The sequence below is a fragment of the Halomonas sp. ATBC28 genome (assembly GCF_005937175.1).
GTDB classification, from domain to species: domain Bacteria; phylum Pseudomonadota; class Gammaproteobacteria; order Pseudomonadales; family Halomonadaceae; genus Vreelandella; species Vreelandella titanicae.
This window is the reverse complement of the sequence record NZ_VCQL01000008.1, coordinates 159,989-185,801: the sequence shown is the minus strand read 5'-3', so window position 1 is coordinate 185,801 and position 25,813 is coordinate 159,989. Positions and strand designations below refer to the sequence as shown.

General features: G+C 55.0%; 22 protein-coding genes. 16 read left to right on the top strand and 6 right to left on the bottom strand.

Annotation, left to right across the window (positions count from 1 at the left end):
- Positions 1-2: 2 nt before the first annotated feature.
- The 4 genes from pheA to E0L35_RS11345 form a co-directional block, all read right to left on the bottom strand.
- Entirely contained in the window at positions 3-1,094 is a 1,092-nt protein-coding gene (pheA, locus tag E0L35_RS11360; RefSeq protein ID WP_138800331.1) for a prephenate dehydratase, read from the bottom strand.
- Between the two features lie 6 nt (positions 1,095-1,100).
- Complete coding sequence (serC, locus tag E0L35_RS11355; protein ID WP_138800330.1) at positions 1,101-2,204, bottom strand: 3-phosphoserine/phosphohydroxythreonine transaminase; 1,104 nt, start codon at positions 2,202-2,204, stop codon at positions 1,101-1,103.
- Positions 2,188-4,932: a DNA gyrase subunit A gene (gene gyrA, locus E0L35_RS11350; protein ID WP_027959296.1), complete on the bottom strand. Its 2,745-nt coding sequence runs from the start codon at positions 4,930-4,932 to the stop codon at positions 2,188-2,190. Before gyrA ends, serC begins: the two co-directional genes overlap by 17 nt.
- A gap of 152 nt (positions 4,933-5,084) precedes the next feature.
- Positions 5,085-5,534: a thioesterase family protein gene (locus E0L35_RS11345; RefSeq protein WP_022523637.1), complete on the bottom strand. Its 450-nt coding sequence runs from the start codon at positions 5,532-5,534 to the stop codon at positions 5,085-5,087.
- A 141-nt stretch (positions 5,535-5,675) separates the two neighbouring features.
- Here E0L35_RS11345 and E0L35_RS11340 point away from each other — a divergent pair, with 141 nt between their 5' ends.
- The 11 genes from E0L35_RS11340 to nth all read left to right on the top strand — a co-directional run bounded on the left by E0L35_RS11340 (position 5,676) and on the right by nth (position 16,564).
- Entirely contained in the window at positions 5,676-6,605 is a 930-nt protein-coding gene (locus tag E0L35_RS11340) for a recombination-associated protein RdgC (protein ID WP_022523638.1), read from the top strand.
- Between the two features lie 93 nt (positions 6,606-6,698).
- Positions 6,699-7,880 (top strand): 1-acyl-sn-glycerol-3-phosphate acyltransferase, encoded by a 1,182-nt coding sequence (locus tag E0L35_RS11335; protein ID WP_009286584.1) that lies wholly within the window; start codon positions 6,699-6,701, stop codon positions 7,878-7,880.
- 127 nt (positions 7,881-8,007) lie between these two features.
- On the top strand, positions 8,008-8,289 hold the full coding sequence (locus E0L35_RS11330; RefSeq protein ID WP_022523639.1) for a hypothetical protein: 282 nt from the start codon (positions 8,008-8,010) through the stop codon (positions 8,287-8,289).
- Positions 8,290-8,393: 104 nt separating this feature from the next.
- Positions 8,394-10,430: a methionine--tRNA ligase gene (metG, locus tag E0L35_RS11325; protein ID WP_138800329.1), complete on the top strand. Its 2,037-nt coding sequence runs from the start codon at positions 8,394-8,396 to the stop codon at positions 10,428-10,430.
- Positions 10,431-10,606: 176 nt separating this feature from the next.
- Positions 10,607-11,188, top strand: coding sequence for an electron transport complex subunit RsxA (rsxA, locus tag E0L35_RS11320; RefSeq protein ID WP_007114112.1), 582 nt, complete (start codon positions 10,607-10,609; stop codon positions 11,186-11,188).
- A gap of 12 nt (positions 11,189-11,200) precedes the next feature.
- On the top strand, positions 11,201-11,797 hold the full coding sequence (gene rsxB / locus E0L35_RS11315) for an electron transport complex subunit RsxB (protein ID WP_138800328.1): 597 nt from the start codon (positions 11,201-11,203) through the stop codon (positions 11,795-11,797).
- The gene (gene rsxC / locus E0L35_RS11310) at positions 11,797-13,452 is read left to right on the top strand and encodes an electron transport complex subunit RsxC (RefSeq protein WP_138800327.1); all 1,656 of its coding nucleotides are present in this window, start codon (positions 11,797-11,799) and stop codon (positions 13,450-13,452) included. The genes rsxB and rsxC overlap by 1 nt, the downstream gene beginning before the upstream one ends.
- Complete coding sequence (locus tag E0L35_RS11305; RefSeq protein WP_138800326.1) at positions 13,449-14,498, top strand: RnfABCDGE type electron transport complex subunit D; 1,050 nt, start codon at positions 13,449-13,451, stop codon at positions 14,496-14,498. Before rsxC ends, E0L35_RS11305 begins: the two co-directional genes overlap by 4 nt.
- Positions 14,495-15,154 carry an electron transport complex subunit RsxG gene (gene rsxG, locus E0L35_RS11300; RefSeq protein ID WP_138800325.1) on the top strand — a complete coding sequence of 220 codons (660 nt, stop codon included), beginning with the start codon at positions 14,495-14,497 and terminating at the stop codon, positions 15,152-15,154. The genes E0L35_RS11305 and rsxG overlap by 4 nt, the downstream gene beginning before the upstream one ends.
- Entirely contained in the window at positions 15,151-15,852 is a 702-nt protein-coding gene (locus tag E0L35_RS11295; RefSeq protein ID WP_138800324.1) for an electron transport complex subunit E, read from the top strand. Before rsxG ends, E0L35_RS11295 begins: the two co-directional genes overlap by 4 nt.
- A gap of 73 nt (positions 15,853-15,925) precedes the next feature.
- The gene (nth, locus tag E0L35_RS11290) at positions 15,926-16,564 is read left to right on the top strand and encodes an endonuclease III (protein ID WP_009286578.1); all 639 of its coding nucleotides are present in this window, start codon (positions 15,926-15,928) and stop codon (positions 16,562-16,564) included.
- 11 nt (positions 16,565-16,575) lie between these two features.
- On the opposite strand, the gene E0L35_RS11285 is transcribed toward nth, so the two are convergent.
- Positions 16,576-17,709, bottom strand: coding sequence for a DUF3524 domain-containing protein (locus E0L35_RS11285; protein ID WP_138800323.1), 1,134 nt, complete (start codon positions 17,707-17,709; stop codon positions 16,576-16,578).
- Between the two features lie 225 nt (positions 17,710-17,934).
- Here E0L35_RS11285 and E0L35_RS11280 point away from each other — a divergent pair, with 225 nt between their 5' ends.
- From E0L35_RS11280 to E0L35_RS11260, 5 genes are all read left to right on the top strand, one after another.
- Positions 17,935-18,309, top strand: a complete 375-nt coding sequence (locus E0L35_RS11280; RefSeq protein WP_022523646.1) for a response regulator — start codon at positions 17,935-17,937, stop codon at positions 18,307-18,309.
- Positions 18,306-20,366 carry a 3'-5' exonuclease gene (locus E0L35_RS11275; RefSeq protein WP_138800322.1) on the top strand — a complete coding sequence of 687 codons (2,061 nt, stop codon included), beginning with the start codon at positions 18,306-18,308 and terminating at the stop codon, positions 20,364-20,366. The genes E0L35_RS11280 and E0L35_RS11275 overlap by 4 nt, the downstream gene beginning before the upstream one ends.
- A complete protein-coding gene (locus E0L35_RS11270) occupies positions 20,366-20,575 on the top strand; it encodes a hypothetical protein (RefSeq protein ID WP_138800321.1) in 210 nt (69 codons plus the stop codon). Before E0L35_RS11275 ends, E0L35_RS11270 begins: the two co-directional genes overlap by 1 nt.
- Positions 20,576-20,577: 2 nt before the next feature.
- A complete protein-coding gene (locus E0L35_RS11265; protein WP_041158437.1) occupies positions 20,578-23,322 on the top strand; it encodes a sensor histidine kinase in 2,745 nt (914 codons plus the stop codon).
- Between the two features lie 97 nt (positions 23,323-23,419).
- The gene (locus E0L35_RS11260) at positions 23,420-24,646 is read left to right on the top strand and encodes an EAL domain-containing protein (RefSeq protein ID WP_235270503.1); all 1,227 of its coding nucleotides are present in this window, start codon (positions 23,420-23,422) and stop codon (positions 24,644-24,646) included.
- A 6-nt stretch (positions 24,647-24,652) separates the two neighbouring features.
- Here the strand turns inward: E0L35_RS11260 and E0L35_RS11255 are convergent, their stop codons facing one another.
- A complete protein-coding gene (locus E0L35_RS11255) occupies positions 24,653-25,795 on the bottom strand; it encodes a DUF294 nucleotidyltransferase-like domain-containing protein (protein ID WP_041158436.1) in 1,143 nt (380 codons plus the stop codon).
- Between the last annotated feature and the right edge of the window lie 18 nt (positions 25,796-25,813).

The following is a 25,813-nucleotide window of genomic DNA, read 5'->3' as shown; positions in this document are numbered from 1 at the left end:
CGTCACAGCACGCCTATGGGGTAAGAGCCCAGCACGCGTAGATCTGCCGCTCGTAGCTGCACCTCTTCAAGCACTGCCGCGACCTCAGGCTCATCACGATGGCCTTTAAAGTCGATAAAAAAGACGTAGTTCCACACACCGGTACGCGAAGGACGCGTTTCAAGGCGCGTTAAATCAATTTGGTGGCGATGAAAAGGCTCCAGCAGCGCATGCAGCGTCCCCGGCTGGTTGCGCATGGCAACCACAATAGAGGTTTTATCCTCTCCTGCCATGGGCACATCCTGGTTGCCAATAATCAAAAACCGCGTGGAGTTATCCGGGCTGTCTTCAATTTTTTCGGCAATGTGCTCAAGCCCATAAAGCTTGGCCGCCATATCACCTGCAATCGCCGCACTATGCCACTCGGTTTTGACTAACTTGGCCGCTTCCGCATTAGAGGAAACCGGCACGCGCTCCGCATGGGGATAGTGAGCATCCAGCCATTTACGGCACTGGGCAAACGACTGCGGGTGCGAGTAAATACGCGAGACCTTATCGCGGCGCGTCGTTTCACTGACCAGCAAATGGTGGTGAATACGCAGTACTACTTCGCCACAAATTTTAATCGAGGAATCCATAAAGGTGTCCAGGGTGTGATTAACCACCCCTTCGGTGGAGTTTTCCACCGGCACGACGCCGTAGTGTGCGGCCCCCGCCTCTACTTCACGAAATACCTCGTCGATGGCTGCCATGGGCAGGCTAACAGCGCTTTCACCAAAGTGCTTGAGCGCCGCCTGTTGCGTAAAGGTACCTTCAGGGCCTAAGTAAGCAACTTTTACCGGCTGCTCAAGCGCCAAACACGCCGACATGATTTCGCGAAACAGCCGCGCCATCTCTTCTGAATCGAGCGGCCCCTTATTCAACGCCATAATGCGCCGAAGCACCTGCGCCTCTCGCTCAGGGCGATAAAACACCGCATCTTTATCTTCAGCTAGCTTGACATGGGCCACCTGCTGGGCACAGCTGGCGCGTTCACTGATCAGGTTCAGAATATCGCTATCGAGCTGATCGATACGCTGGCGCAACTCATCCAGATTGATCGACGTGTCGGACATGGTGATTTAGCCCCTTGTTTTTTCAAAATCGGCCATAAATGCAATTAGGGCATCTACCGCAGACTCAGGCACCGCGTTGTAAAGGCTGGCACGCATACCGCCCACGCTGCGATGACCTTTCAAATTAAGCAGCCCCGCCGCATCGGCCTGCTGTAAAAACGCTTTATCCAGTGCCGAATCGGCCAGTACAAAGGGCACGTTCATGCGCGAACGGTTGGCTTTAGCAATTGGATTGCTATAAAGCTCACTGGCATCAATCGCTGCGTAAAGTTTATCTGCCTTACGCTGATTGATAGCGTCCATCGCCGCCAATCCGCCAATATCGTCCTTCAGCCACTGAAACACCAGCCCGGCTAAATACCAAGCGTAAGTGGGGGGCGTATTGACCATCGAACCAGCGTCCGCCAGCATTTGATAATCAAATAGCGAAGGTATATTGGCCCTAGCTTTACCTAGCAGGTCGTCACGCACCACCACCAGCGTTAACCCGGCGGGGCCAATATTTTTCTGTGCCCCAGCGTAGATAACGCCAAATTCGCTAACGTCGATGGGCCCAGACAGAATGTTCGACGACATATCGCAGACCAGCGGCACGTGAGCACCATCGGCACGCTGAATATGCGGCGTATAATCAAATTCCAAGCCACCAATTGTCTCGTTAGAGGTGTAGTGCAAATAGGCAGCATCTGCGCTCACCCGCAGTTCGTCTTGTGCGGGTACCGCCTTATGACCGTTGGACTCACTGCTGGCAACCACATGGCAATCAAAACCAAGGTGCTTGGCCTCATTGAGCGCCTTCTTGCCCCAGATGCCGGTCTGAATAAAATTGCCTCTACCGCCTTGACCCAACAGGTTCATCGGCAGCATGGCAAACTGCAAGCTGGCCCCGCCCTGTAGAAACAGCACGCGGTAGTTATCCGGCACGCCCAACAGATGACGAAAGTCGGCTTCGGCGCGCTCGGCAATGGCAATAAATTCATCGCTGCGGTGGCTCATTTCCATTACTGAAAGGCCGCGCCCCTGGTAGTCCAGCAACTCTTCCCGGGCGCGCTCCAGCACGGCCACTGGCAGGGCCGCTGGCCCTGCGCAGAAATTATAGTGACGTGTCATCAGTCCCCGTTTCCTGTGCATCATCGGATGTTTTATTCGCCTGTGCGTCTTCAAGGCTGCTTTCTTCAGGATCACCCGCTCCTTCAAGAGCGCTTAGCTCGTCGCTCTCTTCCGGTTCATCAACGCGCACCGTCTTGACCAGCTTCTCCTCTTTGCCAAGACGAATCAGCATCACGCCCTGGGTATTCCGTGATGTGGTCGAGACCTCTTCCACACGGGTACGCACTAGCGTGCCGCGGTCGGTGATCAGCATCATTTCATCGCTGTCATAGACCTGCATCGCCGCCACGAGCGAACCGTTACGCTCGCTGGTTTGCATGGCGATGACACCCTGGCCACCACGACCACGCAGCGGGAATTCTTCCAGGCGCGTGCGCTTGCCGTAACCATTCTCACTGGCGGTCATAATGTAGATCTGACCAACGGCGGTCTCGGCTACAGTGCTCTCTTGGGCACCGTCTTGCGTTTCCCCTTCGGCATCCGCCTCGGCGTCGATCTGCTGGCTTTTAGGAATAATCAGGCTAATGACTTCCGCGTCGCCGGCTAGGCGCATACCACGCACCCCGCGGGCAGTACGCCCCATGGCGCGGGCTTTGCCCTCTTCAAAGCGAATCGCCTTGCCGTTAGACGACAGCAGCATGGCATGGTCATTACCCGTGGTAATCGCCGCACCAACTAAGCGGTCACCCTCTTCCAGGTCAATGGCAATCAGGCCAACGCTGCGTGGGCGCGAGAACTGCTCAAGGCTAGTCCGCTTAACGGTGCCTTTGGCTGTAGCAAAGAAGATGTAGTTATCAGGGTTGTAGTCGCGCACCGGCAAGATGGCGTTGACCGCTTCACCTTCTTCAAGCGGCAGCATATTCACCAGCGGTTTACCCCGCGATCCACGGCTGGCGTTGGGCATTTCGTACACCTTCAGCCAGTACACTTTGCCGCGATTTGAGAACAGCAGCACGGTGTCATGAGTAGAGGCCACCAGCAGATGTTCAATCACGTCTTCGTCTTTCATGGCCGTTGCGGACTTACCGCGGCCACCACGGCGCTGAGCCTGATAATCCGACAGCGGCTGCGTCTTGGCATAGCCTGAACGCGACACGGTTACCACCATGTCCTCTTCGGCGATTAAGTCCTCCATCGACAAATCGAGGTGACTAGCCTGAATTTCAGTACGACGGTCATCGCCAAACTGATCACGCACCGCCCGCAGCTCTTCGCGAATCACTTCCATCAAGCGGTCAGCAGAGGCCAAAATCTCGGTTAGCTCGGCAATTTTCTCAAGAATGCTGAGGTATTCATCAAGCAGCTTCTCAGTCTCAAGTCCCGTCAAGCGATGCAGGCGTAGCTCAAGAATCGCCTGCGCCTGGGCAGGAGAAAGCCGATAAGAGGTGGCCGCGGTATTTAAACCAAAACCCTCTTCCAGCTCTTCTGGCTTGCAAGAAGTAGCCCCGGCCCGCTCTAACATGGCAGTCACCTGACCGGGCTGCCAAGTCTTGGCGAGCAGCTTTTCACGCGCTTCAGCCGCGTTGGGTGAGGCTTTGATCAGCTCAATCACTTCATCGATATTCGAGATAGCGACGGCCAAGCCTTCCAACAGATGCCCACGCTCACGGGCTTTTTTCAGCTCATACAGTGTGCGCCGGGTAACCACTTCGCGCCGGTGACGAATAAAGGCTTCCAGCATCTCTTTAAGATTGAGCGTGCGTGGCTGGCCATTTTCCAGCGCCACCATGTTAATCCCGAACACGTTTTGCAGCTGCGTTTGAGCAAACAGGTTATTGACCACTACTTCGCCGGACTCACCGCGCTTGATTTCAATCACCACGCGCAGACCATCTTTATCCGACTCATCGCGCAGTTCGGCGATGCCTTCAATCTTCTTCTCTTTCACCAGCTCGGCGATCTTCTCGATCAACCGCGCCTTATTCACCTGATAAGGCAGTTCGGTGATGATGATGTGATCGCGACCGGTTTTGTCGTGGTGCTCAATGGTGTGGCAAGCGCGCACATAAATACGTCCACGGCCTGTACGATACGCCGACAAAATGCCCGCGCGGCCATTGATAATGGCACCGGTGGGGAAGTCAGGCCCGGGGATATACTCCATCAAGTCATCCACCGACAGCGTGTAGTCGTCGATGAGGGCCAAACAGCCGTCAATCACTTCACGCATGTTGTGCGGTGGAATATTGGTTGCCATACCTACCGCGATACCCGACGAGCCGTTGATTAGCAGGTTGGGTACCTTGGTGGGTAATACGGCGGGGATACGCTCGGTACCGTCGTAGTTATCCACCCAATCGACGGTATCTTTCTCAAGGTCAGCAAGCAGTTCGTGGGCAAGGCGCGACATACGCACCTCGGTATAACGCATGGCGGCCGCGTTATCCCCATCAATAGAACCGAAGTTGCCCTGACCGTCGACCAGGACATGGCGCATCGAGAAGTGCTGCGCCATACGTACGATAGTGTCGTATACCGCGCTATCACCGTGCGGATGGTATTTACCGATGACATCGCCGACGACACGCGCCGACTTCTTGTACGGTTTATTCCAATCATTACCCAGTTCATGCATGGCAAACAGCACACGCCGGTGAACCGGTTTAAGGCCATCCCGCACATCTGGAAGCGCGCGGCCGATAATGACGCTCATCGCATAGTCGAGATACGACTGTTTAAGCTCGTCTTCAATATTGACGGGCAAGATTTCTCTGGCGATGTCACCCATGAAAGTCAGATCCTTTGCACTGCATTGGCACTGCGAGAGTTGAAAGCGCTGGTAAACACCGCTCTGAAATTACCATAGAGCGGCGCGCAAATACTGCGACATCATACCACCGCAAAAGCAGCAAGGGCAGCCAGGGAGCTCACCAAAGCCGTTTAGACGCTAAATGCCTCTTTCCCCAAGGTTAATGCAGCCAACGCTTCACGCACCTCGCCCTCGATTGCAGCGGCCTTATTGGCGCGCATATCGAGTAGCACGAAGGTTAAATCCGCACGGGCGATGACGGTGCCATCCTTACGCCCACCGTTTTTACGAACAATACGATGGTGGCAAAGCCCGCTGCGCTCACCAACGTCGATGATCCCGGTCATCACTTCCAAATCATCCCCTTGGCGGGCAGCGGCCAGATAATCAATGTTCAAATTGACGACGACGAATGCCCGCCCGGCCTGATGGAGCTCTTTGATCATCTCTGGGTGTTGATCAAAGAAGTCCCAGCGCCCTTCTTCCATAAACTCAAGATAGCGAGCGTTATTGACATGCCCATAGCCATCCAGATGATAGCCTCTAACGCGTAAATGAACTCGCGACAGCGATGCACTCATATCGACTCCTCTATAGTGATTGGCAACGATTCAATCAAACACAAGTTTGAAACACGTGCAACAGAGACGATTGGTGACAGCCGCTGGTAGGAATGCCCCGCTTTCGCCATAATGTGCCACCTTTTAAACAGGATTGGCTCCATGTGGTTTAAGCACTTGCATTTATACCGCCTGCACGACGCGCCCGAATTATCCAGCGATGAGCTCGCTAGCGCTTTACAAGAGCATGCCGCCAAACCACTCGGCAACGCCGACGCACGCCGCCTGGGCTGGACTGCACCTGCTGGACGTTTGGGCGCAGGGCAGCTTGTTCACGAAATTCAATCACATCGGCTGCTTTCAGCGCTGCGTCAAGAGCGCCTACTGCCCGCCTCTGTTGTAAAAGAGGAAGTCGATGAGCAGGTGGCGGATATTGAGGCCAGCGAAGGCCGCAAAGTGACCCGCAAAGAGAAGACCGCGTTAAAAGAGCAGGTAACCGAGAATTTATTGCCCCGCGCTTTTGTGCGTAGTCAGAAAATTGATCTTTGGTGGGACATTCGCGGCCAGATGATAGGCATCAATGCCAGTTCACGCACCCGCGCCGAAGATATTCTGGATTTGCTTCGCGAAACCCTGGGCAGCCTAAAAGTCACCCCACTGAGTTCACAGACGCTGCCTATTCGCGCCATGACCACTTGGCTAGGTGACGCGGCCAGTCGCCCGGCCGATCTTCAGCTTGGTGACCAGGTTGAACTCAAAGCTAAAGGTGATGACGGTGTACTGCGCGCTCGTCAGGTCGATTTAGACAGCGATGAAATTCAGCAACTGCTTGAGACCGGCCGCCAAGCCAGTAAACTCGCGATTAGCCTGGAAGGACGGCTAAGTTGTGTGTTACACGATGATTTGGCGCTGAAATCGTTGCGCTTTGGCGATGCCTTGATTGAAGAAGCCGATCACGCTGACGACGGAGACGACGCGCTTGCCCGTCTGGAAACAGACTTTATTCTAATGGCGCAGGCGCTATCTACCGATATTCCACGCTTGATAGAGTGGCTTGGCGGCGAGACACAGCGGGAACCCGCGACGCAGTAAGGGCTCTATAGTCATTCAAGACTGTTATCCGAAGTCGTCTTTTCGCCTCGATGTTATTAATCGATATTTACTATTTATCATCCAACGGTTCGCATGACTCATCACAACAACGCTACCAACGCCTCTACCGAGACAGACCCGTGGGCCGATATTCGGCCCTTTATGGATCATGAAGTGGCCGATGTGCTGGCCAGACTCTCACGGGACAACGAGCTGCTGGATGCACTGACCCGCTTTCGGCTGCCGCGCATGGCGCGCTGGGCACCATCCCTGGCGCGTGTTTTTGCCAGCCGTGCCGTACGTCGTGAAGTCAAAGACGTAACGACGGTTTATGAGTTTCAAATGCGTATTGCCCATTACATGGAGCGCATGATTCGCACCACCACGGATGCCTTTGAAGTTACCGGCCTCGACAAACTCGACGCCAACGGCGCTTACCTGTTCATAGGTAACCACCGCGATATCTCGCTGGATCCCGCGTTCGTCAACTATGCGCTGTATCAAGCAAACCGCGACACCGTGCGTATCGCGATCGGTGACAATCTGCTTAAAAAGCCCTATGTCACAGATCTAATGCGGCTTAATAAAAGCTTTATCGTGCCACGCAGCGCCCGAGGTAAGCGGGCTATGCTGGCAGCATACCAGCAACTTTCCGCTTATATTCGCCATACCATTACCGAAGACCAGCACTCAATCTGGATGGCACAGCGGGAAGGGCGGGCCAAGAACGGCATCGATCACACTGAACCCGCCATTATCAAAATGTTGATCATGGCCAGGCGAGCCGCAGAACGAGACATGGTATTTGGCGAGGCAATTGCTGAGTTAAAGCTGGTGCCGGTATCGATTAGCTATGAATACGACCCCTGCGATGTCCAAAAAGCCCAGGAGCTGCACGATATCGACACACTGGGTAGCTACGCTAAAAGTGAGTTTGAAGATATTCGCTCCATTGTAGCCGGCATTACCGGCTCCAAAGGGCGTGTACGGCTGCACTTTGGCACACCGGTAGGTTCTGATATGGCCACGCCCGACGAAGTCGCTGCTGAGATTGACCGCCAGGTGATTGGTGGCTATCGACTGTTCCCCAGTCACTATTTGGCTTTAGAGGCGCTGGGCGAAGCACCGGAGCTGGTGGCACGCAAAGCCATCACTCGACAAGACCGTGAACGCTTTAATGCCCGGCTTGCCGAAGTGCCGGAGCCTCTGCGCCCCTACTGGCTTGCCCAGTACGCGAACCCTGTTAAACACAAGGCAGGGCGACTGACGCTCTAAATCAGCGTTTTAAGCTGCCATTTTAATAACGGGCAATTCATGCCCGTTGGCGGAAAAAATGCTATGGTCGATGCATTGATTGGTTTCGCATGGCGCTGTCGTCAATTGCGATCCTAAGGAGACCCCCATGTCCGGTTCAGAAATTCAGAAAACACGTATCATCAACGAGCTACGTGGCTTTATTCGTAAGCTGCTGCAAGATCCAAAGATCCTTGAGCAATCACTGGCGATTGCCAGAGAACAGCTGACCGAAGGCAATAGCCCTGCGGTGATGGCGCGGATTGCCAACGAAATTTCCGATACCACCAGCGTGCATATACCGGAAGATCCGGCTGAACACTCTGAGGCTGATAAGCTCTTTTTAGAACTGCTGCGTGAAGTCGTTCAAGAAGAGCAAGCGCTTTATTAATCGTTGCTAGGACGTAACGGTATCGGCGAAGCGTTTAGCGACTTCGCCGTCTTTTTTACTATCGCCTGACCGGCACCCTTATTCACTCGGAATTAACCTTCACCATGTCTACTACCGCCACGCGCAACATTTTGGTGACTAGCGCGCTCCCTTACGCCAACGGAGCCATTCACCTCGGTCACTTACTTGAGTATATCCAGACTGATATCTGGGTACGTTTCCAGAAAAGCCGTGGCCAGCAGTGCTACTACGTATGTGCCGATGACGCCCATGGCACCGCCATTATGCTGCGTGCCGAGCAGGAAGGTATTACCTCTGAAGCCCTGATTAAGCGGGTTTCCAACGATCACCAAACAGACTTTGCCCGTTTTGGCGTTGGGTTCGACAATTACCACTCGACCCACTCCGCTGAAAACCGCCACTTCAGCGAAATGATTTATAAGCGCTTACGGGATAAAGGCCATATTGCCACCCGTGATATCGAGCAGATGTTTGACCCCCAGAAAGGCCTGTTTCTGGCTGACCGTTTTATTAAAGGCACCTGCCCTAAATGTGGCGCTGAAGACCAGTATGGCGATAACTGCGAAAAGTGCGGCGCTACCTATACTCCCGCCGACTTGATCAACCCCGTTTCAGCCATTTCAGGCGCAACGCCCGAAGTACGTACATCGACCCACTACTTCTTTAAACTGCCTGACTTTGCCGACTTCCTGCAGGGCTGGATTGACGACGGCCATGTGCAGCCGCAAATCCGCAATAAGCTGATGGAGTGGTTTGAGTCTGGCTTTAACGAGTGGGATATTTCCCGGGATGCGCCCTACTTCGGCTTCGAAATTCCCGATGCCCCGGGCAAATACTTTTATGTCTGGCTGGATGCGCCAATTGGCTATTTGGCCAGCTTCAAGAACTTGTGTGACCGCGAAGGTATCGACTTCGACAGCTACTGGAACAAAGGCTCTGATGCCGAGGTATATCACTTTATCGGCAAAGATATCGTCTACTTCCACGCGCTCTTCTGGCCCGCCATGCTGCATGGCGCGGATCTGCGCACCCCCACCGCCGTCAACTGCCACGGTTTCCTGACGGTAGACGGCGCCAAGATGTCGAAATCCCGCGGCACCTTTATTAAAGCCGCCACCTACGCCGACCATCTCAACCCGGAATACCTGCGCTACTACTTTGCCGCCAAGCTTACTTCCAAAGTTGATGACCTGGATCTGAATTTGGACGATTTTGCCGCGCGGGTAAATTCAGATTTAGTCGGCAAGGTGGTCAACATTGCCAGCCGCTGCGCCGGTTTTGTTAAAAAGCTCGGCAGTGGCAGCCTCTCAAGCCACTGCGCTGAGCCACAGATGGTCGCCCGCTTTATTGCCGCCGGTGATGATATTGCCGAAGACTTTGAAGCCCGGGAATTTAGCCGGGCAATGCGCAAAATTATGGAACTGGCGGATGAAGCCAACACCTATATTGCTGATAAAGAACCCTGGGCGCTGGCCAAGCAGGATGGCCGTGACACAGAGGTGCTTGAGATATGCTCGGTAGGCATTAATCTGTTCCGCCAGTTGATGGTTTATTTGGCTCCTGTGGTACCCGCCATGGCTGAAGAGGCCCGTGTTTTTCTTAACGTTGAGTCGCTGGACTGGCACACTCGTCAAAGCGTACTCACTGATCACCCAATCAATAAATTCAAACCGCTGATGACACGCGTTGAACGCGATAAAATCGATGCCATGATTGAAGCGTCGAAGGAAGATCTCGTGGAAGAGCAAAAATTGAAAGAAGCGCCCAAAGGCCCGCTGGCGGAAGAGCCTATCGCCGAGGAAATCGACTTTGCCGCCTTTGCTAAAGTCGACCTGCGCATTGCGCGTATTGCCAAAGCCGAATACGTAGAAGGCGCCGACAAACTGCTGCAATTGACCCTCGACCTGGGTGGCGAAACCCGCAACGTCTTCTCCGGCATTCGCTCCGCCTACGCCCCGGAAGCCCTGGAAGGCCGCTTAACGGTCATGGTCGCTAATTTGGCACCGCGCAAAATGCGCTTTGGCGTATCGGAAGGCATGGTGTTAGCCTCTGCCAATGAAGACGGCATCTACCTGCTCTCTCCCGATGCAGGTGCCGAGCCGGGTCAGCGGGTAACCTAACCCGTCGCATAAGCGGTAAGCAGGTTAAAGGGCAGAGACTCAAAAGCGCTCTGCCCTTTGCATTTTTATTACAGCGGCAATTTTATTCAAACTTCCTCCTGCATAGGTTTTTCACACATCAAACTTCCTTGCCTCCCACTAGCCAGCGCCGCCTTTTCTTCGCACAATACGCTGCCATGAGTGAGTTATTTATCATTTTGATCAGCACTGCCCTGGTCAACAATTTCGTACTGGTTCAGTTCTTGGGCCTATGCCCGTTTATGGGCGTCTCCAATAAACTGGAGTCGGCCATGGGCATGTCCCTGGCCACTACCTTTGTGCTGACCCTGGCATCGGCCGCTAGCTTCGTGGTTTATCACGGCCTGCTTGTGCCGCTGGATGTAACCTACCTGCGTACCATTAGTTTTATTGTGGTGATCGCCGCCGTGGTGCAGTTTACCGAAATCATGGTGCGCCAACTGAGTCCGCTGCTGCACCAGGTGCTGGGCATTTTCCTGCCGCTGATCACCACCAACTGCGCGGTATTGGGTGTAGCCCTGCTGTCGTTAAACCGTGAATTAAGCTTTTTCCACACCACCCTTTATGGATTGGGCGCAGCACTGGGCTTCTCGCTTATTTTGGTGCTGTTTGCCGCGATGCGCGAACGTTTAGCGGGGGCGGATATTCCCAAACCCTTCCAAGGCGCCGCGATTGCTATGGTCACCGCCAGCCTTATGTCGTTAGCATTTTTAGGGTTTTCAGGGTTGGTGCAGGGATGAAGGCAGCGCGCAATGAATAGCACCATTGATATCATTGGAATCCTCAGCGCCGTCGCGGTATTAACCGGCTTGGGTATCGGTTTTGGCGCCCTGCTGGGCTTGGTGAGCGAGCGCTTTAAGCGCGAAGATAACCCGCTAGTTGAGCAAATTGATGCGCTACTGCCGCAAACCCAGTGCGGCCAGTGCGGCTACCCAGGCTGCCGCCCTTACGCTGAAGCCATTAACCAGGGTGATGCGCTGAATAAATGCCCTCCGGGTGGCGAAGCGACGATTCACGCCCTTGCCGATCTTCTCGGGCGCGACCCCGAGCCCCTGGATGGCGAAGCGCAAAGCGAAGCCAAGGTGGCATTTATTCGCGAAGCGGAGTGCATTGGCTGCACCAAGTGCATCCAGGCCTGCCCGGTCGATGCGATTATCGGCGCGGCTAAATTAATGCATACCGTGATTGAAGACGAGTGCACCGGCTGCGATCTCTGCCTTGACCCCTGCCCCGTGGACTGTATCGATATGCTGCCACGCTCAGCCCCGCTCACCCAGTGGCGGCCGGTAGTGGCGCACTCATCAAACATGATTGCCAGCGACCGCCAACCCGCTTCAGGGGTGTCTTGATGTCGAACGCCTTTGACTTCCCGGGAGGGATTTACCCCCCCGAACGCAAACAGCGTTCAAACCAATCCGCGCTGATTGAAGCGCCACTGCCCCGCCGGGTCACTCTCCCCCTACAGCAGCACAGCGGTCAGCCAGCGAAGTCCTGTGTGGCGCAAGGAAATGCGGTAAAAGTGGGCAGCGTGATTGCCAAACGTGAAGGTATGGTCTCTAGTGCCCTGCACGCCAGTATTAGCGGTACGGTGAGCGAGGTTAGCACTACCCAAATCAGCATTGAGGGTGACGGGCAAGATGAGTGGCTTAGACTGCCACCATTGGTGTGGCAAAATGTCGAACCCCACGCGCTGCTTGAGCGTTTAAACGAGAGCGGCATCGTCGGCTTAGGTGGCGCCGGGTTTCCCACCCATATTAAAGCGCGGGTGGTCGAACAACATACGATTCACACCCTGGTGATTAACGCCGCCGAGTGCGAGCCCTATATCACCGCCGATGATCTTACCCTGCGCCACTACGCTAACGAGGTGCTTGAAGGCGCACAGATAATCGCCAAACTGTGTGGCGCGCAGCATATCGTTATTGGCATCGAGGATAACAAACCCGAGGCCATTGACGCGCTGAAGCAAGCCCTAACCAATAGTCAGCCAGTCCCCGTCGAGCTGGCCGTGATCGCCACCCGCTACCCCAGCGGCGGCGAACGACAGCTGATTAAAAAACTGCTAGACCTCAACGTCCCCAGTGGCGGGCTGCCTGCTGATGTTGGCGTACTGTGCCACAACCCAGGCACGCTACTGGCGATACTACACGCAGTGCGCGATGGTCAGCCGCTGGTTTCCAGGGTGGTCACGCTGACTGGAGAGGCCATCACCCGGCCCGGCAATCGCTGGGTGCGTCTGGGCACATCGGTTAGAGAGCTGCTGGAGCAGGCAGGGTTAAATACCCCAGAGTTACACCAAGTGATTCAAGGTGGCCCCATGATGGGCACACCACTGCTAACGCTCGATACGCCAGTCTCCAAACTTACCAACTGTTTAATCGCGGCCACGCTTGAAGAGTTACCGCCGCCCCCAGCAGAATCGCCCTGCATTCGCTGCGGTGAGTGCGAAAGCGTTTGCCCGGTAGCACTGCTGCCGCAACAGCTGCACTGGTACGCCCGCGCTCAGGATGATGCCAAGCTGGAACGCTATCATCTGTTTGACTGCATTGAGTGCGGCGCCTGTAGCTACGTCTGCCCCAGCCATATTCCGCTCGTGGTGGATTACCGGGAAGCTAAAAGCCGGTTACGCCTGCAGCGAATTGAGACAGCAAAAGCGGAGCACGCCAAGCACCGTTTTGAGTTTCGCCAAGCGCGGCTTGCTCGGGAGGAGGCTGAGAAACAGGCACGCAAGCAAGCCCGCCAGGCGCAACAGCGGCGCCCTTCTAACACTGCCGCAACCAACAGCGAAAAGATCGACTTACGCGGTCTGCGCATCGCCCATGCCGCCGCCAAAGCATCGGTCAAAAAGGCTGAAAAAAACCTGGCGCGCGTCGCTCAGGAAGACCCTAAACAATCCCTGGATGACTTAGAAATGCAGCTTGCCACCGCCCAGGAGAACTTGAAAGCAGCCGAGTTGCAGCTTGCCCAGGCGCGCGAACAGCAGTCTAGCGAGGAGTCGCCATGAGCATGATGCACGCCTCAGGCGTTAAAGATGCCATGACGGCAACCGCGGTGCCACCAACGGCAAGCTTAATGCGCTGGGTAATTGCAGCAACCCTGCCAGGCATCGCCACCATGAGCTACTTCTTTGGCCTTGGAGTTATCAGCAATGTACTGTTAGCCGCCGCTTTTGGTGTTGCGCTTGAAGCCGCCGTGCTACGGCTACGCAAGCGCCCCATTCGTGTGACGCTGAATGACTCAAGTGCCCTGCTTACCGGCGTTTTGCTGGGCACGTCACTGCCACCCGCTAGCCCCTGGTGGCTTGTCGGCGTGGGTATGATCGCGGCAATTGTAGTCGCCAAGCAGCTATACGGCGGCTTGGGGCATAACCCGTTTAACCCCGCCATGGTGGGCTATGCGCTGCTATTGGTGTCGTTTCCTACCTACATGACGCTATGGGCACCGCCCCAGGAAATGCTACCTAATGATTTATGGGCGCAAATCACCGGAACTCTACCGACCGCCCAACTAGATAGTTTGAGCGGCGCAACACCGCTAGATGCTTTTAAGCACAAAGGGGACGCCGTGCTTGCCAGCGAGTTTTGGGCGGCTAACCCACTGCCGAATGGAACCCTAACTGCCTGGCGATGGGTAGCACTTGCTTGGCTAGTAGGTGGTGTGGTGTTGTTAGCGAAGCGGATTATTAGTTGGCATATTCCGATCGCGATGCTTGGCAGCCTAGTACTACTGGACACGCTGTTTTATCTCAGCGACCCCAGCCACTTTGCTTCACCGCTGTTTCACCTGCTCACCGGGGCAACGCTATTCGGGGCGTTCTTTATTGCCACCGACCCGGTCTCCGCTGCCACCAGCCAACGCGGCAAACTTATTTATGGCGCGGGGATCGGTGCGCTGGTTATCATTATTCGCACCTTTGGCGGCTACCCCGATGCTGTGGCGTTTGCGGTCTTACTGATGAACCTGTGCGTACCATTACTGGATATATATAGCGTGCCGCGGCCCACTGGCCAGCAAAAAGCTTCACCGGGTAAGCCAGGAGAACAGCCATGACGCTGCTCCAGGCCATGCGGCGTGGCGCCTTCGCGCTGGGCACCTTTGCACTGATTACCGCCGGCAGTGTCGCGCTTACCCGCGCGCTAACCGCCGAACGTATAGAGACACATCAGTTGGCTTACCAACACCGCCAGTTGCAGGAAGTACTGCCCCAAGCGCTGGCGAATACCCCCGTCACCCAGGTACTGGAGAGCACCTTTACCCTTCCCAACCCACAAGCGCTAGGGCTGGCGAGTGATAGCCAAGGCTGGTGGGTAAGTGGCAGCGAGAACAATAACCCGAGCAGAAACGGAAGCAGCGCAGTGATCTTGCCGGTGGTAACCCGCCAGGGATATAACGGCAAAATCCACCTACTGATTGGCATTGATGAGCACCAGCGTATCAGCGGCGTGCGCGTTACCCAGCACCAGGAAACGCCTGGGCTAGGCGATGACATTGAGCGCAGCCGCAGCGACTGGATCACCGGGTTTAATGGTTTAAGGTTAGATAGCTTGCCACCAGAAGGCTGGGCGGTAGCTAAAGATGGCGGTCACTTTGATGCGTTCACCGGTGCAACGATTACGCCCCGCGCCGTGGTCAACGCTGTCCATAAAGCGCTTCAGTACGCCGCCGATACACCGCTACCGATATCATTTGAGGAGCCCACCTTATGAGCCAGTGGCGCGAACTAGCCCAAAGCGGCCTTTGGTCGAATAACCCCGCGCTGGTGCAACTGCTGGGACTTTGCCCGCTGCTAGCCGTGAGTGGAAATGTCGTCAATGCGCTGGGGCTGGCGCTGGCCACGCTACTGGTAATGGTAGGCGCCAGCACGGCGATTTCGCTGATTCGTCACCAGGTGCCCAGCGCGGTGCGCTTGCCCGCTTTCGTAATGGTAATTGCAGCTTTTGTTACCTGCGCTGAACTGCTCATGGCCGCCTACGCCTACCCGCTCTATCAGGTATTGGGGATTTTTATTCCGCTGATCGTGACCAACTGCGCCATTCTTGGCCGAGCCGATGCATTTGCTTCCCGCCAGCCGGTGCTTCCAGCGGCCATTGATGGCTTTATGATGGGGTTGGGTTTTGCTGCGGTACTGGTGTTACTTGGCGCTCTGCGCGAGTTGCTGGGCCAAGGCACGCTGTTTAGCGATATGGCGCTACTGTTTGGGCCGCAAGCGGCCAGTTGGCAGCTGACGATTGCCGACGACTACCAGTTCCTGTTTTTCGTGCTGCCGCCCGGCGCGTTCTTGGTGGCGGGCCTGTTAATCGCGCTGAAAAACGTTATCGATCAACGCAATGCTGCCCGTGCCAAGCCAGTCGCGGCAGCACCCCGAACTGAGCGCCGCGTACGGGTTACTGGCACGATTAAATAGTTGGCAAGATGCCGAAAGCACACATGTAAGCAACTGCTTGTATTTATAACGCGTATTTATTAAGAGACCCGCCATGAATGCCCAAAAGCGTCATGAAATCTTTGCTCGCCTTCAGGCAGAGAACCCGCACCCCACCACCGAGCTTAACTGGAACACGCCCTTTGAGCTGCTGGCTGCCGTACTGCTTTCTGCTCAAGCCACCGATGTAGGCGTCAATAAAGCCACGGCGCGGCTCTACCCGGTCGCTAACACGCCCCAAGCGATCATTGATTTAGGTATCGATGAGCTTAAAGCGCATATCAAAACCATCGGCTTGTACAACACCAAAGCCGAAAACCTGATGAAAACCTGCCACATCCTCGTTAATCAGCACGGTGGCGAAGTGCCCGACACCCGCCAAGCGTTGGAAGCCTTACCCGGCGTAGGCCGTAAAACTGCCAATGTGATTCTCAACACGGCATTCGGTCAGCCCACCATGGCGGTGGATACGCATATTTTCCGGGTATCCAATCGCACCGGCATCGCTAAAGGCAAAGATGTCGTTGAGGTGGAGCAAAAACTGCTGCGCCATGTGCCAAAAGGGTTTCTGCACGATGCTCACCACTGGCTAATTCTGCACGGCCGCTACACCTGTATCGCGCGCAAACCCCGCTGTGGTAGCTGCATTATCGAGGATCTGTGCGACTACAAAGACAAAACCGAACTTGCTTAACGGCTAGGCCATCAAGTCGAACTCATCAGCAACTGGCGGTAAGCCTCACGCCAAGCGGGCCACTCCCAAACGGTAGTATCAAGTAGTTCAGGGCGAGTCGCTGGATCGTTAAGCCAAGCACTGAGCCGGTCGTAAAGCCCTTCCCGGGTACCGTCATAGCGATAGGCAGGCGGATAAAGCGCCGGGAAGCAGAGCCGATGAGGCACCAGCGGCAACGCCCCGCGCTGGGCCGCCTCCATGATCGCCAACCCCTGAAATTCATGCCAAGTGGTCGAAACCACAATATCCGCGCTATCCAACAACTCACGGTAGGCCTCCTCCGGCTGTGGCTCCCAAGCCACAATATGCTTGGCTAAGCGCTGCTCGGCCTCGGCAAAAATAGCGGGGACTTGGCGGAAACGCTGACCAAGCACCGCCAGTTCAAACGCTACACCGGCTTCGCTTAACGCAAACAACACGGTGAAGAAGTCGTCGGGATTTTTGTCATACTCCCAGCGGTGATTCCAGATAATTCGCTGTGGCACCATTTTTTGAAAAGCCGTTTGCTGGCAAGGTGCTAAGTTTTTAGATGCTAAGTTTTCAAGCTCTACGTTTTCAGGTGCTAAGTTTTCAGGGGCTGTGCTATCAGGAATGGGCACCGGCAATACCATAGCCCGCTCGCGTATCGCTTCTAATGGCTTAGCTGCCGGAAGGTTTTCCGGCATTTTTTTCAAAAAAGCTCGCGCGCCATCAATAAAGGAGTCACGGTTATAGGCGCTGTTAAACACCACGCTATCCGCCGCCAGCGCCGTATAGAGATTGACCATTTTGGCCTCTACTTGTGGCATTTGATCGCTCGACTCAGGATAGGCGAACTGGTTTTCATGAAAGTAGACAACCTTTTTTGCTCGACCCAGATGCGGGAACAGCCCTACCAGCGTTGCCAGATCAACCATCGAAGTGGCTAGCACTACATCAAACGACTGGCTGAGAGTATCGTGCTCTTTGAGCATCCAACTCAGCGGGTTGCCACGAATACGCCAAGCAAAATGTCGTGGCGGCAGGCTCAACTGCGTCCACGACACCTCCTCAAGCTGCGCCATTAAACTTTGTGCCCAGTAGCGATGACTCACCGCCTCGTAGGCAGATAACAGGAGAACGCGCATTGTCAGCCCTAACAGCCAGATCAGTGGAACGCCATAACATGTTAAGCAATGGCACAGAGGCGAGCAGTGTAACAAAGCGCGCTTACTAGCTCTTTTGCAATAGCTCCCTGAACTTGCATGCATTCGGCCAAGGTCGTCTTGGCTGACCTGTTAGATCTATCTAGACTGCATCCATGCAGCTTTAAAACAAATAAACGTTAAAACAAATAAAAGCAGGAGAGCTCCATGGCTAAAGTGCTCGTCGTCGATGACGAACCCAACATTGTTTTATCGCTAGAATTCCTGATGGAGCAAGCAGGGTTTGAGGTCGTCACTGCCGAAGATGGTGAACAGGCCCTGGCAAGAGTGAATGATAGCCAGCCTGATCTACTGCTACTTGATATTAGCTTGCCGGGGATTAGCGGTTTTGACGTTTTAGAGCGACTGCGGAGCGAAGCGGCTACCGCCCAGCTCCCCATTATTATGTTGACCGCTCACGGGCGTGACGTTGAGCGGGAAAAAGGCATGGCGCTGGGCGCCGATGATTACATCACCAAGCCCTTCTCTACTCAGTCGCTGGTCGAAAAAGTCAAAGCGCTACTGATTGAGGAGCAGCCATGACCCGAGGCGGGCTGCCCAAGCGTCAGCGCCTGATTGGCCTCTGGTTGCTACTTAGCGGCATCAGCCTGCTGGGTGGAGCCATTTTCGCCGCTTGGCTGGATGCCAAGCTTGCTCCCACAGGCGTAACGCGCATCGCTCTCTGGCTAGGCAGTTTCTCCGGTGGCACGACGATTTTTTTAGTCGGTTTGCTGCTTGAGCGCATGCTGTTTACCCCGCTGCGCCATTTACAGGTGCAGCTGGCACGCCTGGTCGCCAACCCGGACGCCCGAGACGAGCACCCACCCGAAGGTTGGTTAAAAGGATTGGGGCCCGACCTACGTCGAGTACGCGAAAGCTGGCGATCAGATCGCAGTCGCCTTGCCACTGCCCACGCTGACGGCGCCCGCAGCGCTGCACGTATTCGTCAGGAGCTGGAAACGCTGCTGCAAGTGCTCGAAACACCGCTGCTACTGTGTGATCACCACCGCCGGCTCATGCTGTTCAATCAGGCAGCCGAGGACTTCTTTGAGGGTAATACCGGGTTAGGGCTGGGTAAACGCCTGGAGGCGCTGCTGCCAGTAGTAAGCTTACAGCAAATGCTCGGTCAACTGCCTAATGACGGCTCCCCGCGGGAGTTACTCGCTCCCTGTGATGACCGCTGGCTCAAAGTCATTTTACGCCGCGTACCGGGTAGCGATGGCGAAACACTGCTGACTTTTAGTGACGCCACCGCCTCTTGGTCGAGCGAAATGGGCGTTAGAGCGGAACTGGCGGCCATGCTGACCCCGCTTCGCCAGCATACCGCCAGCCTGACCAGCGCTGCTGATGCGCTGATACAGCTGCGCGATCAAAATGACGCCAGTACATCCTCTTTACGCCAGCGTTTTGAGCGGGTAATCCACGAGGAAGGCGTTACGCTTGGCGACAACGTGGCTAAAATCGGCCAGCTACTCGACGACATGCAACACCAGGGCGAGCGCTTGACGCCCATGTGGTCAAACGATTTCTGGCAAGCGTTGGATGAGCGTCTTGATCCGGAGCACCGCCTAATCACCCCGGTGGGCATGCCAGCCTGGTTTAAAGGCGACGCTCCGGCACTCATTGCGCTGTTCGACTCTTTAGTCAAACACCTCAATACCCATCTGCCTGACAGTGGCTTTGAGGGTGAGATGTGCCTGGGCAATAAGCGCGTCTATCTCGACCTTATTTGGCGTGGCAAAGCAATCCCTGAACACGAACTGGCGGAGTGGCGCCAGCAGCCGCTAAACTCCCTGCCATTGACGCCAAGCGTCGCGGATGTGCTGCGTCAACACGCCAGCGACATCTGGAGCCTTGCCGACGATGACGGCGTTCATTCACGCCTGCGACTCCCCCTGCCCGCCATGGAGCGCGTCGGCGCCCCACGCGAAACCGCCCCGCCGCGCCCTGAATTCCATGACTTTGGCATTGCCGACCTGCCTCCACCAGATGAAGCGCTGGCCAGCCGAACACTGCGCAGCCTGGAAATAGTCGCCTTTGATACGGAAACCACCGGGCTTGAGCTACGCCGAGGCGACACCGTCATCAGTCTTGGCGCCTGCCGCGTGGTCAACGCCCGTTTATTGGCAAGCGAGGTCTTCGATCAAAAAGTTGATCCGCAGCGGCCGATCCCGCCGGCTAGCACCGCGATTCACGGCCTTACCGATGCCGATGTGATCGGTGCGCCACCGCTGGATATTGTGCTTACCCGCTTTCGTGATTATGTCGGCGAAGCTGTCTTGCTGGCCCATAATGCCGCCTTTGATCTACTTGCCATTAGCCACAAAGGGGTCGCCTTTGATATCCCTGTGATCGACACCCTGCTGATTTCACGGGCACTTGACGAAGCACTCGACGGGCATGATTTGGATAGCCTTGCCCAGCGCTACGATCTGGCTTTTCCACCAGGGACACGCCACACTGCATTAGGCGATGCCCGCGTCACCGCCGAGCTATGGCTAGCCCTACTGCCACGCTTAGAAGCCCGCGGCGTCGATACGCTTGAGCAGTTGTTAGCGCTGCAAGCCAACGCCTTCGACCGACAGGATGCCAGCGCCTGATGAAACCTTTCGGTATGAAATCACGCCAAACAGAGCGCCTAATGGCTCTGGTGGCGATTGCCCTACTACTGTTCTGCCCGCCGCTGATTATCGTGGTGGATCGCCTTCCCGCGTTTAGCGTGGGCTGGCTACCGCTCTATCTATTTATCGCCTGGGCTGGGGTGATCGGCTTAACCGCCTGGCTGATGGAACAGCGTGCAGGCCGCTAACCATGCGTAGTGAGGCGATTATCCTCGGCACCGCTTTTGGCTACTTGGCGCTGCTGTTTGTGGTCGCCGCCTGGGGCGACCGGCGGGCAGAGCAGGGTCGTTCCATCATTGGCTCGCCAACGGTCTATGCCCTTTCTATTGCTGTTTACTGCACGGCCTGGACGTTCTACGGCAGCGTAGGGCGCGCCACTGAGTATGGCCCCAGTTTTATGCTCATCTATCTGGGGCCGACGCTGGCGATGCTGTTGGCCCCTTTTGTTATACGCAAGATGGTGCGCATTGCAGCGCGGCAACGGATCACCTCAATTGCCGACTTTATCAGTGCCCGCTACGGCAAAAGCACCAGTTTAGGCGCACTGGTTGCCCTAATGGCGCTGATTAGCATCACCCCCTATATTGCCCTGCAGTTAAAAGCCATCACTGTTAGCCATGCGGTACTGATCAATTATCCCCGCGCGGCCGACACTACGTTGGTGGATGAACACTTCTGGATGGATAAGTCCCTCTGGGTCGCCCTGGTGTTAGCGGTGTTTATTATTCTGTTTGGCACACGCCACCTGGATGCCAGCGAGCGCCATGAAGGCATGGTGGCAGCGATCGCCGTGGAATCTATCGTTAAGCTGGTAGCCTTTATGGCCGTTGGCGTGTTCGTGGTGTTTGTGATGTTTGAAGGCCCCGCCGCGCTGTTTGCCCAGGTAGCGGCCACGCCGGCCCTTGTCGATAGCATGCGGTTGAATAGTGTTCCTGGTGGGGTCACCGGCTGGGTGGGCATGCTGGTGCTGGCCTTTTTGGCCTTCTTAACTCTGCCTCGCCAATTCCAGGTATTGGTGGTGGAGAATGTCGATGAGCAGCACTTAGCCAGAGCAAGCTGGCTATTCCCCCTCTACATGCTGCTGATTAATCTGTTCGTTATTCCCATTGCGCTGGCTGGCCTGCTGTTAGGCGTAAGCGCAGGTGATCCAGACAGCTTCGTACTCACGCTGCCGCTCTCAGCTGGTTTAGAAGGGCTGCCGCTACTGGTCTTTATTGGTGGTTTGTCTGCGGCGACAGGCATGGTGATTGTGGAGACAATCGCGCTTTCCACTATGGTTAGCAATCAGTTGGTGATGCCACTGCTGCTGCGCTCACGGCGCCTGCACCTGAGTACCAAAGGGGAGCTTGCCGGCTGGCTGTTGGGTATTCGGCGCATCGCTATCGTGCTGATTCTACTGCTTGGCTATCTCTACCACGCGTTGATTGGTGACTCCTATAGTTTAGTGACGATTGGGCTGGTCTCCTTTGCCGGAGCGGCCCAGTTCGCCCCGGCGCTGTTAATTGGCCTGTATTGGCGCGGCGCTACTCGCCAAGGCGCCACTGTTGGCTTAATCGCCGGCTTCTTAATCTGGTGTTATACGCTGCTGCTTCCCGGGTTTGCCCAGTCCGGCTGGCTAGATGCTTCGCTGCTCACTGAAGGCCCCTGGGGAATTGCCTGGCTGATGCCCTATGGTTTATTCGGTCTGGAGAACTGGGATATTTACACCCATTCGTTGCTCTGGAGCATGTTGGCCAACGTGGGGTTATTGGTGGGTGTATCGCTATTTACCCGCCCCACGCCCCTTGAGCAAACCCAGGCGGCACTGTTCACCGAAGCGATGCACCCCAATTTGCAAACCACCTCACTATCTACATCACTATGGCGCGGGCAAACTACCCAGGGTGCACTCAAAGAACTACTCGTTCGCTATCTTGGCACCCCGACCACCCGCCGTGTATTTAGCCATAGCGGAGCCAAAAGCGCTTATGCAGCGGACGAGCCCGCCACCGCGGAGCTGATTACTCGCGCCGAACAGGCACTGGCGGGGGCGTTGGGTAGCTCCTCAGCGCGAGTATTGATCAACTCGGTGGTACGCGGCGAAGCACTGGATATTGAGTCGATTCTGAGCATTCTGGACACGACCTCACAAACTCTGGAGTACAACCGCCGCTTGGAGCAGAAGTCTCAGGAGCTGGTGCAAATTGGCGAAGAACTGCGTAGTGCCAATGAGCGCCTGCGTGAGCTGGATCGCTTGAAAGATGAGTTTGTCGCCATGGTCAGCCACGAGCTACGCACGCCGCTCACCTCGATTCGCGCCTTTGCCGAAATATTGCGCGATAGCAGCCAACTGCCTGATGAAAAACGTCAGCATTTTCTTGGCGTGATCGTCCACGAGAGCCAGCGCCTGTCACGTTTAATTGAAGAAATTCTGGATCTTGCCCGTCTGGAGAGCGGCCGTTTAACGCTTAACCCCGTTCCTCTTGATCTTGCCGCCTTGACTCGGCATAGCATTGATGCTATTGCGCATCTGCATGAGGAGCGCGGCATAGTGCTAGACGTTAGCTTAGAAGCTGATCCTGCGATGGTGGTTGGCGATCATGACCGTTTAGAACAGGTGATTATTAACCTGCTTGATAACGCGGGTAAGTTTGCCGATCGGGAGCAGCCAAAAGTGCGCCTCACGCTTTATCGTCATCGGCGTCATTTCCGTCTGAGTGTAGAGGATAACGGTGCGGGTATTAGCGAAGATGAGCGTGAGCGGGTATTTGAAAAATTCCATCAAATTCAGCAAGGCGATGATATTCCCCGTGGTCGGCCAAGGGGCAGTGGCTTAGGGCTACCGATTAGCCGGGGCATTATCGCCCACCTGGGGGGACGGCTTTGGGTCGAAGATGCTAAAACCTTAGGCGGTGCCTGCTTAACGCTAGAACTCCCCGCTGCGCCTCCAACATAAAGCGTTGATTCCTTATTGGTGACAACGGCTAGCCTTGCTCACTAAAACTAAGTTATTCTTTACTCCAGAGTTCTACTTTCGCCTAAAGAAGCATGTCGTGGATGAGCCGATGAAAAATGAGTGTCACCTTCCTCAAAAAGCGAACACAAATGAGTACACTATTGCGATCCAGCCAATAGTGGATGCTCAGCTACGTCATGTCGCCGATGAACTTCTTTATCGGGCTAATGAAACGAATCAGACTGCTAACGTTTTTGATAATGTCCAAGCCACCGCCAGAGCATGTGCTATTGCTGTCTATGAAATTGGCCTGGATAAACTTTGCGGCACACGCCAGCTGTTTATTAATGCTTCTGCAGACTGGCTCACCAATCCAGACCTGACTGGGCTACCTAGTCAACAAATAGTCATTGAGGTTCTCGAGGATACTTCGCCTACTAAAGAAGTTATTGATGCCTTGCACTACATTAAAAGCCAAGGGTATAAATTAGCGTTAGATGATTTTATCCTAGATGAACATAACCATGCATTTCTGCCCTTCTGCGACATCGTCAAATTTGACATATCCAACGACTTACCTAAAAACCTAATAAAAAAGCTACACAAAGAAGGGATTACGCTTCTGGCTGAACGAGTTGAGACACAGGAAGAGTTCAAGCAGTGTAAAGCGCTAGGTTTTACTCTTTTCCAGGGCTATTTTTATGAGCGCCCCAAAACCCAACTAACTCAAACAGCTCGTCTCTCAACGTCACGCGCCAATCAAATGCAGCTACTCTCCGCACTGTATAGTGACAATGTGCGTCTCTCTGAAATCAGTACGTTAGTGGCTAGGGATCCTTACTTACTGAGCGCAATATTCAAGCGCGCAAACTCCGCGGAGAAGGGCTCACGTCGTCCCACGACGAAACTGATTGATTGTTTACATATTATAGGGCTGAGGGAGCTACGTACCCTGGTTACCATTGTTATGCTCGCTAACAACAGCCCTGTGAGCAAACTTAACCTTATCAAAGGGTTAACCCGGGCATTTGCATGTGAAATGATGGCCGACCAACGTAGACTCGATGAACAGGAAAGCTTTATCGCGGGTTTATTCTCGCTAATGCCTACCATCCTGGGGATTAGTGCCGAACTCATGAAGAATGAAATCAGGCTTGGGCGCTTTATTGAAGATGCTATCAATCAGCGTATAGGCTCATTAGGTAAGTTACTTAATGATGTGGAGGCCGCAGAGAGTCAATTTTCTCCTCTAGATTTTCCATCCGACGTCATGCTCCAAGCGGCTTCTAAAGCGCGCTCGCTTGTTTATACCGACGCTAGCTGATTTATTTTATACGCTGCTTTGAGCGCTAGCACTCAAACGTTTAATCTGCTGTAGATCAAACTTCAGCAGTAATCGCTCGTCTTCGCGCAGGCGCCGCAGGTCAACCCAGCCATCTGCAGCCTGACCGCGAGCTTTGTTATACCGCTGCTGATCCAATAGGCGCTGCTGCAGTCGCTCAAAAGCGGCTACAAGCAACGCCGATTCAGTCGACGTTAGCGCATCCGTTGCATGGCTTAGCGCGATCAATCGCTCGCGTGTGGGTATATCGCGCAGCCCGTACCGCAAGCAGAGTAAGCGTGCAGCGCTAATCAACGGCAACAAGCCTTGATGCTTAAGATTAAGGGCTTGTTCGTGAGGGGCATCCAGGCCCGGGCTTGAGGCAAGCCGCCCAAAGCGATCCAGCGCCACCGGCAACTCATCCAGTAGCGCCGCCATTTCATCCATAAACAGTGGCGCTTTGGGAAGTGTCGAAGCGATGCTCTCACCCAACTGCTTAGCAAGCGCCGGATTACCAGCGATCGGGGCAAAATCGAGTAAGATATTAGTCTGTTGTACGCGCTTTACCCGGCGGTCAGCGCTCCAAATGTCTAGCTGCGCGTGCCACTCACTCAGCCGTTTGCGCCACATCGGCCATCGCGCCATGACATGGCCATTGCAGAGCGGAATACCGGCCTCATCCAGGCGCTGGGTAAACCGCTCACCCAGCGCTTGAAAGTAGCCGTCGATCTCTACGTGGCGATGGTCAGGATAATCGTCAATAATCAGCGCATTATCCTGGTCGGGGCCTAGCAGGCTCTCAAAACGCGCCGCGGAACCTAGTAGCAGTATGCAGTAGTCGACTGGCGGAGCGCCCCACCCCTGCGCCTGCATTTCGTCCAGGGATTGCGCAATAGCCTGACGATAAAGTAAAGCATTGTGGTCGCTGATGATTTGGCTAATACGCCAGGCGGGTAAATCATAATGCACCAACGTTTCGACCAGCGGCAGTTGCCACGCATAGACGTCAGCTAATGAGGTTTGCGGCGAGGGGAATGTAGAGAAGAGTTTCGAGAAGAGATGATCTAACGGCGCATTAAGCGCCGAGGCATTAAACGTTCCATCCTCATGGAACAGAGAGCGCCAGGGTGAGGCTTGGTGTACTAAACGCATACGCCTCTCCTTTACTAG

Excerpts from the sequence above, each read along its gene's own strand:
- pheA (WP_138800331.1), bottom strand. The coding sequence starts at position 1,094 with ATGTCCGACACGTCGATCAATCTGGATGAGTTGCGCCAGCGTATCGAT.
- serC (WP_138800330.1), bottom strand. The coding sequence starts at position 2,204 with ATGACACGTCACTATAATTTCTGCGCAGGGCCAGCGGCCCTGCCAGTG.
- gyrA (WP_027959296.1), bottom strand. The coding sequence starts at position 4,932 with ATGGGTGACATCGCCAGAGAAATCTTGCCCGTCAATATTGAAGACGAG.
- E0L35_RS11345 (WP_022523637.1), bottom strand. The coding sequence starts at position 5,534 with ATGAGTGCATCGCTGTCGCGAGTTCATTTACGCGTTAGAGGCTATCAT.
- E0L35_RS11340 (WP_022523638.1), top strand. The coding sequence starts at position 5,676 with ATGTGGTTTAAGCACTTGCATTTATACCGCCTGCACGACGCGCCCGAA.
- E0L35_RS11335 (WP_009286584.1), top strand. The coding sequence starts at position 6,699 with ATGACTCATCACAACAACGCTACCAACGCCTCTACCGAGACAGACCCG.
- E0L35_RS11330 (WP_022523639.1), top strand. The coding sequence starts at position 8,008 with ATGTCCGGTTCAGAAATTCAGAAAACACGTATCATCAACGAGCTACGT.
- metG (WP_138800329.1), top strand. The coding sequence starts at position 8,394 with ATGTCTACTACCGCCACGCGCAACATTTTGGTGACTAGCGCGCTCCCT.
- rsxA (WP_007114112.1), top strand. The coding sequence starts at position 10,607 with ATGAGTGAGTTATTTATCATTTTGATCAGCACTGCCCTGGTCAACAAT.
- rsxB (WP_138800328.1), top strand. The coding sequence starts at position 11,201 with ATGAATAGCACCATTGATATCATTGGAATCCTCAGCGCCGTCGCGGTA.
- rsxC (WP_138800327.1), top strand. The coding sequence starts at position 11,797 with ATGTCGAACGCCTTTGACTTCCCGGGAGGGATTTACCCCCCCGAACGC.
- E0L35_RS11305 (WP_138800326.1), top strand. The coding sequence starts at position 13,449 with ATGAGCATGATGCACGCCTCAGGCGTTAAAGATGCCATGACGGCAACC.
- rsxG (WP_138800325.1), top strand. The coding sequence starts at position 14,495 with ATGACGCTGCTCCAGGCCATGCGGCGTGGCGCCTTCGCGCTGGGCACC.
- E0L35_RS11295 (WP_138800324.1), top strand. The coding sequence starts at position 15,151 with ATGAGCCAGTGGCGCGAACTAGCCCAAAGCGGCCTTTGGTCGAATAAC.
- nth (WP_009286578.1), top strand. The coding sequence starts at position 15,926 with ATGAATGCCCAAAAGCGTCATGAAATCTTTGCTCGCCTTCAGGCAGAG.
- E0L35_RS11285 (WP_138800323.1), bottom strand. The coding sequence starts at position 17,709 with ATGCGCGTTCTCCTGTTATCTGCCTACGAGGCGGTGAGTCATCGCTAC.
- E0L35_RS11280 (WP_022523646.1), top strand. The coding sequence starts at position 17,935 with ATGGCTAAAGTGCTCGTCGTCGATGACGAACCCAACATTGTTTTATCG.
- E0L35_RS11275 (WP_138800322.1), top strand. The coding sequence starts at position 18,306 with ATGACCCGAGGCGGGCTGCCCAAGCGTCAGCGCCTGATTGGCCTCTGG.
- E0L35_RS11270 (WP_138800321.1), top strand. The coding sequence starts at position 20,366 with ATGAAACCTTTCGGTATGAAATCACGCCAAACAGAGCGCCTAATGGCT.
- E0L35_RS11265 (WP_041158437.1), top strand. The coding sequence starts at position 20,578 with ATGCGTAGTGAGGCGATTATCCTCGGCACCGCTTTTGGCTACTTGGCG.
- E0L35_RS11255 (WP_041158436.1), bottom strand. The coding sequence starts at position 25,795 with ATGCGTTTAGTACACCAAGCCTCACCCTGGCGCTCTCTGTTCCATGAG.